Origin of the sequence: Novosphingobium sp. BW1, assembly GCF_008107685.1 — a bacterium.
GTDB lineage: Bacteria > Pseudomonadota > Alphaproteobacteria > Sphingomonadales > Sphingomonadaceae > Novosphingobium.
The window spans coordinates 1-7,147 of the sequence record NZ_VIRF01000096.1 but is presented as its reverse complement, the minus strand read 5'-3'; the positions used below and the strand labels follow the sequence as shown (position 1 = coordinate 7,147).

The following is a 7,147-nucleotide window of genomic DNA, read 5'->3' as shown; positions in this document are numbered from 1 at the left end:
GAAAAACGGCGTATTCCATTCCGTTGTAGACCTGCAGGCAGCCATCAACCGCTTCATCAAAGAGCACAACGAGGATCCGCGTCCCTTCGTCTGGAAAGCCGACCCCCACGACATCATCGCCGCTGTCCGGCGCGGGCACCAAACGTTGGAATCAATCCACTAGGCTCTGTCTGACGCAAGGCGTTCTAGTTCGAATTTCGATATTCTGGACATAAGGTGACGAAACACCGTCAGGAGGTCGTCCTCATCTTGGGGCCAACCTGAAATGTGCGCTGCATGGATTGCTCGTTCGACATCACGTCGAGTGATTTGTAGGTCGGATATGACAGGTCGCATAGTGCCTCCGTGCGCAGCGCAGCACACAGAATTTAGCTGGATCGTTTGTCAGCCGTGAGTGAACAATCTGCAAGCTGTCCGTCCGCAGTTAGAAACCTCTGCGAAACTGCTGAACGGCAACAAAGGGTCGTTACGCCCTTGTCGTTGGGACCTAGGCTGCTGCGCGCGAATCGCCGCGCCACTTGACGAACTGGGGCGTGCAAGCCTCTGCGGCCTGTTAATGCGCAAGACTGCGACATGCAGTACAATGTGATACCCCTTGAGATCACGTCACATCGCAGTGTGAGCTGGGCGGGGCTGGCTCAGGGCCTTGGTTAGCGCAATTTTGAATTTTAGTATTTAGATTCAGTCGCTTGTGCTGTTTTTTGTGAGCCCCTCACCGCCACCATTACTAAAACGCTGGTTTTAAAGAATTATTCGGAAATTTTGAGGGCCTGTTTCGGACACCCTCTTTGTCCGTTGGTCAGCGAATGGTCTGCAATCCAGCGATCGGCCTCCTTTGATACTGCGTCAAAAAGCTTGGTCAGCACGCGCTTCGCTTGTCGGGCGTTGTGCGGATTGTAGTGAAGGTAATACGTCTTCGTCGTTTTGGCGATCCCTCTGTCGGAGGGCAGATGCCCTACGATGCCAGACATTTGCGCGCCAGGGACGCGTTGGTCGTCCATGTAGGTCGTAACGGTGTGCCGAATGTCGTATGCAACGATGTCGTCTCGTAGCCTTAAGGTGCGGTGCGCCGTAGACCCCCACGTCTTTCGACCCGCTACACGATGGTGGGGATTGGCCTGCCAGGCCTTCAAGATCGGCTTCATAGGCTCGATTGTAGGGACAATGGCATTGCGCTTGTCCTCGAGCTTCTTGCCCACTGGCTGGAGGTCGATCACATCATCAAGCCACTGATCTCCAGGAACAAAGGCCAAGGCCACACCCGGGCGGCATCCGGTTGCAAGCATCAAGCACAGTTCGCGCCAGACACCGATATCGTCGCACTTTGCGTACCCGATAATCGCACCCGGAATCATATCCGCAACAGCTTTGTTGCGCAAATCAGTTGCCAGCCAGCAGTCGATCTTTGATGGTATTGGGTTACGCGACACGCTGCGTTTGAGGCCTTCCGAGCGCGCTGAAGCGGTTGAGGATGGCGGAGGGGATTTGCATTTCGGCGACCTGGCGATCGAAGTCTCGTGCCATGATGCGTTCACCCAGCAGCTTGAAGCAATGCATTGTTGTTTCGACCAGGCTGCGCTGGTGATAGCCGCTCCATCGCTTCCAGATCGCCCTGCCGAACCGCCGACTTGAGCGAACGATTTCATTTCGGGCCACAACGCCCGGCGTGCTCTCGGGCCAGGCTTTTGCATTGCTGCGGGCGGGTATGAGCAAACCGCCCCGCGCCCGCTACCGCACGACGAACGGGAAGTCCGACAATGCAGCGCTGGCGCTGAGAGGTTCGCTTCCGGTCTGGTTTGATCCCGAGATGCAATGGCTGTCCGCGCCCATCGGCAAGCGCGGGCGTCAGCCGGTGGTTTCGGATGCCGCGATCCAGGTTTGCCTGACCCTGAAGGGCGTGTTCAGGCTGCCCTTGCGCCAGCCCACCGGCATGGTTGCCAGCCTTCTCGAGATGGCCGGGCTCGATTGGCCGGTGCCGGATTTCAGCACGCTGAGACAGAGACAGAAGACCTTGCTTGTTGAAATTCCTTGCCAGCCCAGTTCCGGACCGCTGCATCTGCTGCTTGAAAGCACAGGCATCAAGGCCGTCGGAGACGGGGAATGGTGCAGGCGCAAGCATGGCCCGTCCAAACGCCGCCAGTGGCGCAAGGTCCACCTGGGCGTGGACCTCGGATCGTTGGATATCCGCGCTATCGAAGTGACCGGAAGCCGGGTTGGCAATGCCTTCATGCTACCCGAACTGCGGGACCAGATCCCACCCGATCACGCCATCGCGAGCGTCAGCGCCGATGGCGCTTTCGACACAAGAACCTGTCACGAAGCCATTGCCCCGCGCGATGCCTGCGCCATCCTCAAACGCAGCGTGTCGCCTAACCAACTGCCACAAAGGCCCACGGCTGATCGGCGACTGATTTGCACAACAAAGCCCCTGGGCAGCGCAACGGTGGTGCTAGGGGGCGGAAGCCCGGGCACCATGACGAACCGGCGCATAACGAGGGGCGCCAGCACGCTTTCCTACGGTCTTTACGCCGACGCCGCGTGAACCGTTCCCTGGGGGAATGGCAAGACCAGAACCGGGTTGGCCATGGTTTCCCTGAAAGGTGTGCTCTACGTGACGTCGACGACCACGGGGCATGGTCGCATTCTGCCCCACCAATACGTCTCGGCAAGAACGTATATCGAACGCTGGTGGTGGCGATCACCTTCTAGACGAGACGCGCGCGGCCTCGCCCTCCCGTAACCAGAGCCGCTTTACGTGTTGAGGACGAAGGGTATTTCAAGTTCGCCTTCGATGCGCACCGGCTTGCCGTTGCGCACGACAGGTTCCCAGCGCCAGTGTTTCACCGCCTTGAGCGCGGCCTTGTCGAGGCGGGCGAAGCCACTGCTGCTGGCGATGCCAATGGTTTCCACCCGGCCATCGGTGCCCAGCAGAAGGTGGAGCCTGACGGTCCCCTGTTCCTTCTTGCGGCGGCTTTCGTAGGGGTAGCTTGGCGGGTTGCCGGACAGCATGCGGATGCCCGAAATATTGCCCGAGGTCGTGGCGGGGGTACCGGAATTTGCCGATGCCACCGCGCTGGGGCGGTCGGCAGGCGGAGCTGCGGGGATGGCGGGCGCCGCCGCAGGCATCGTCACCAGCGCGGCGGGCGCGAGTGCGGCCGGGGCGGTGGGCTCATGTACGAGGATGCGCGCAGGGGGCGGCAATACGGTAACGGCAGGCTGAGGGGTGACGCTCGAAGCTAGCTTTTCCGGCTCGGGGCTTGGCGCGGGTGTGTCAGGCTTAGTGGGCTTTGCTCCGTTGAGGTTGATAGCCACGACATGGTTCTGGACGTGCTGCCGTGCCTGTTGCGTGCCCAGACCGAGCAGCATCAGCATGATCAGCCCCTGTACACTCAGGGCGATGGCCAGGGCGACGCCGTTCGGGCGTTGCCGTGCGCCATAGCGCGCATGGGAATGGAATGCGCCGTCCGACGCCGTGGCAACCGGGGGCGCGGCGGAGAATGAAGAGGGTTCCGACCGCCGCGGCGCGGCTAGATTGCTACGCGGCATATGCAAAGTTGCTGTTGCCAAAGATCCTACCCCGATTTGGCCAGTGACCCTGAGAAAAGGGCGCATACACCGCCGGTGATTCCCACGCTAACAATGCTATTGCGAGTGACTTGCACTGTCAACGCGGGAGCGCGCGCGGGTCTGCTCGTGCCGGTCATGTCTCAACCCAACTGCGCAGCAGGTTGTGATAGACACCCGTCAGCTGCAGCAGGGCGTCTTGGTCGGCCTCGTCGAGCGTAAGTTTCTGGATGGCGGTGTCGAGTTCGAACAGGGTGCGGCGCTGGCTGTCGTCGCGCACCAGGCTCTGGATCCAGAAGAACGATGCGATGCGCGCCCCGTGTGTGACCGGCTCTACCCGGTGGAGGCTGCTCGACGGGTAGAGGATCGCATCGCCGGCCGGCTTGGCCACGGTGTGCTCGCCGTAGGTGTCACTTATGACCAGACGCCCGCCTTCGTAGTCTTCGGGATCGTTCAGAAAGAGCGTGCAGGAGACGTCCGAGCGCAGGTAGTCTTCGCCTCCCCGATTCATCACCGCCCCATCGACATGGAAGCCATATTCGCCGCCGCCGGTGTAGCGGTTGAAGCGCGGTGGCAGGACCTTGTGCGGCAAGGCTGCAGCGAAGAACAGGTGGCTGCGTTGCAACGCGTTGAGCACCGCCTGGCCGAGTTCGGCCTTGAGCGGCGAGGTGTCGGCCAACTGCTCATTGCGTTTTACTTTGGCGCCCTGGTGGCCCACCGTTTCGCGCCCGTCCGCCCAGTCCGCCGTGTCCAGCTTTTGGCGGAAAACGGCGACCTCCTCGGCAGTGAGAACCTGTGGAATGTGCAACAGCATGAAACGTCCTGCGTGGAGAAGAAAAAGGGGTGCGGCCCGATCAATCGCTAGCGTCGATCCGGCCGCATTCCCTTGATCGGGATCAGAAATTGAAGTCGGCGCTGAAGAGAAAGGTTTGCGGCGTCCCGGGCGTGTAACGGTAGCCGCTCTTGTTGATCGCCGAAATGTAGTCCTTGTCAAACAGGTTGTAGGCGTTGACCCGCAGGCGCACCCCTTCGGCAAGGCGATAGGACGCCAGCGCATCGACGACGGTGTAGCCATCGGTGTGCGCCGGAGTGCCCTGGGCGCCATCGGTTCCGCGCCGCAACCCACTGACGTAGCGCACGCCGCCACCCAGTTCGAGACCGAAGGGCAGGGTATAGCTCGTCCACGAGGTAAAGGCGTCGTCGGGCGAATAGGTGAGGTTGTAGCTGCCGTCGGCGGCCAGTGCAGAACGGTTGATCACCTTTGTCTTCTGGTGTGTGTAGCCCGCGGTGATGAGCCAGTTGGGCGTGATGTTGCCGACCACGGAAAGCTCCACACCGCGCACCCGGTTCGATGCACTCTGAATGTTGGAGACGTCGCTGGAGTTGATCTCGTTCTCGACCCTGGTCTGGAAGACCGCCGCGTTGACCGCCAGCGCCCCGCCCAGCGGGCTCCACTTGATGCCGCCCTCGATGGTCTTGGCCTTCTGGGGCTTCAGATTGGGGTTGTTCGCGTTGGTGTCCGAAGAACTGAGCGTGAAATTGCTGCCGCCCGGAGGCTGCTGCGAAATCGCGTAGTTCACATATAGACTGACCGGCTCAACGGGCTTCAGGACGGCGCCGAACTTCCAGTTGAAGAGCGTGTCCTTGGCTTTCAGGTCGTTGGTCTCGACAATCGTGCCGACCTCCGCATCGCCGCAGGGGACGGCACCGCGGCCGCTGTCGCGTCCGTTGCACACCGCCATGCTGTTGTACCGGGTGGTGTAGTGATCGAGACGCAGCCCGCCGGTGACGAGCAGAAGGTCGTCGAAGAAATGCGCGGTGTCGAACAGGTAGAACGCCTGGGTATCTGTCTTGCCCACCGTGTCCGCGCCGTTGCGGCTGACCGACAGGTTGCCGCCGTCGTTCCAGTCCGGAGCGTAGAGGTTCGCCGCCGGACGTTCCCCGCTGGTGGCGGTGCCGTAGGCGATTTGCTTTTCGTGGATGAACTCCACACCCACACTCAGGTTGTGGTCGATCGCGCCGGTGGTAAAATCGGCCCGCAGGTTGATCTGATCGGTCAGGATTCGGTTGGTGGTGTCGCGAACCGTCGAGATGCTGCGCGCGATCGTGTAGCTGGACAGGTCGCTGCCATCGCCCGTGACGTTTCCGGCCGTGCCCATGAACGCTGTCAGGAGGTAATTCTGATCGGTCTCGCCCCAGCGGGCCTTGTTGCTGATGGTGATGGAATCGCTCAGGTCGTGCTCGATGATGAAGGTCGCCATCTTGGCGGTGACATCGTCATGATCGTCGCGCGTACCGTAGAAATTTTCCGAATCGACCGGATTGCCGATGAGCACTTCCTGTCCTTCGTACGGCTCCCAAGACGACAGTCCCAGCGTGGGCACGAGGCCATCGGGAACATTGTCCTGATCCACGTAGAGGAAGTTCAGGTAGGCACGGGTCTGCGTGTCTAGGCCCAGGCCGAGTGAGGGAGCAAGGCCGATGCGCTGGTTCTTGACGTGGTCGCGTCCGGGCACGTCGCTGTCCTGCCAGACTGCGTTCAGGCGCAGCGCGGCGCTGGGCAGGGCCTCGATCGGCTGGTTGATGTCGACGCTGGCGCGGGCCTGACCGTCCACCCCGGCCTGCGCAATGGCGGAGAGCGAAGCGCCGCGATGCGCCCGCTTCGAGACCATGTTGATGGCGCCTGCGGCCGACGTGCGCCCGTTGTCGGTGCCTGCCGGGCCTTTGGCCACCTCGACCTGTTCGGTGTTGAAAATGTCGCGTGAAATCGCACCAAGATCGCGGATGCCGTCCACGAAAATTGAATCAGATACATCGAAACCGCGCATGCGCACGGCATCGCCCGTGGTCGTGTTGCCATTCTCACCGGCGTAGAACGTCCCCACGCCGGGGCTGTTGCGCAGCGCTTCCGACAGCGTGGTCGCGCCTTGCTGGTTGAACACTTTCTTGTCGATGATCTGGATTGTTTGGGGCGTATCCTGAAGCGGCTGCGTAAATTTGGGGGAGGCGATCTCGTCGACCTTGATACCGTCTTCGATGGCATCGTCCGAAACGGTCATCCCCTGCAACTGGACGGTTTGCGGTTTAGAAGCCGCTTCCTGCGCGGCCGCAGGCGTCGCGACGAGGCCGAAACAGCCAACCGCGAGATAGGTCGGCGAAGCGGACGCGAGAGATTGGCGCAAACGAGACAGAGACATTTTTCCCCCTTCAGGATCGATGGAACGCGAATCGCTATTGCAACTAATTAGCATTATCTCAAGGGGATTATTTCAGTTTATGTCCATTTTACGAGGATCTGCGGTAGGGGGCGCGAGCGCGATTGATTGTCGGTTGGCGCGTTGGATCTGCACTGACAAAACGCAAGAAATCGCGCTTGCAAAGGGCATTGACCGCCGCCCTTACCTAAGTCCTGACTTGGCAAAGGGGTACCCATCCGGTGAAGCTTTCAACTACCCACAAGTGGTTCGGGGGCGAGCTTGCCCCCAAGTTGGATGTCCATGAGTCGGGTCCAACCTTGCCACATGATCGTGTTGCCGGGCGGCGGATCGTGGCGTCGACCGAGATAGCCGCCCAAGTGCGCGAT

The 7,147-nt window shown here is 60.9% G+C and carries 4 protein-coding genes and 3 pseudogenes; 2 read left to right on the top strand and 5 right to left on the bottom strand.

What is annotated here, in order from left to right; all coding sequences use genetic code 11:
- Positions 1 to 163, top strand: a pseudogene (locus FMM79_RS19660) (IS630 family transposase); the annotation flags it as partial.
- A gap of 586 nt (positions 164 to 749) precedes the next feature.
- Here the strand turns inward: FMM79_RS19660 and FMM79_RS19655 are convergent.
- Complete coding sequence (locus tag FMM79_RS19655) at positions 750 to 1,430, bottom strand: site-specific integrase (protein ID WP_148629229.1); 681 nt, start codon at positions 1,428 to 1,430, stop codon at positions 750 to 752.
- Positions 1,420 to 1,710, bottom strand: a pseudogene (locus FMM79_RS19650) (IS5/IS1182 family transposase); the annotation flags it as partial. The pseudogene FMM79_RS19650 and the gene FMM79_RS19655, both read right to left, overlap by 11 nt.
- On the opposite strand from FMM79_RS19650, the pseudogene FMM79_RS19645 reads away from it, so the two are divergent.
- A pseudogene (locus FMM79_RS19645) lies at positions 1,706 to 2,353 on the top strand (IS5 family transposase); the annotation flags it as partial. The pseudogenes FMM79_RS19650 and FMM79_RS19645 overlap by 5 nt on opposite strands.
- A 398-nt stretch (positions 2,354 to 2,751) precedes the next feature.
- Here FMM79_RS19645 and FMM79_RS19640 read toward each other — a convergent pair.
- From FMM79_RS19640 to FMM79_RS19630, 3 genes are all read right to left on the bottom strand, one after another.
- A complete protein-coding gene (locus tag FMM79_RS19640) occupies positions 2,752 to 3,372 on the bottom strand; it encodes an energy transducer TonB (protein WP_148629228.1) in 621 nt (206 codons plus the stop codon).
- Between the two features lie 328 nt (positions 3,373 to 3,700).
- Positions 3,701 to 4,378, bottom strand: a complete 678-nt coding sequence (locus FMM79_RS19635) for a Fe2+-dependent dioxygenase (RefSeq protein WP_148629227.1) — start codon at positions 4,376 to 4,378, stop codon at positions 3,701 to 3,703.
- An 82-nt stretch (positions 4,379 to 4,460) separates the two neighbouring features.
- Positions 4,461 to 6,761 carry a catecholate siderophore receptor Fiu gene (locus FMM79_RS19630; protein WP_148629226.1) on the bottom strand — a complete coding sequence of 767 codons (2,301 nt, stop codon included), beginning with the start codon at positions 6,759 to 6,761 and terminating at the stop codon, positions 4,461 to 4,463.
- Positions 6,762 to 7,147: the final 386 nt, after the last annotated feature.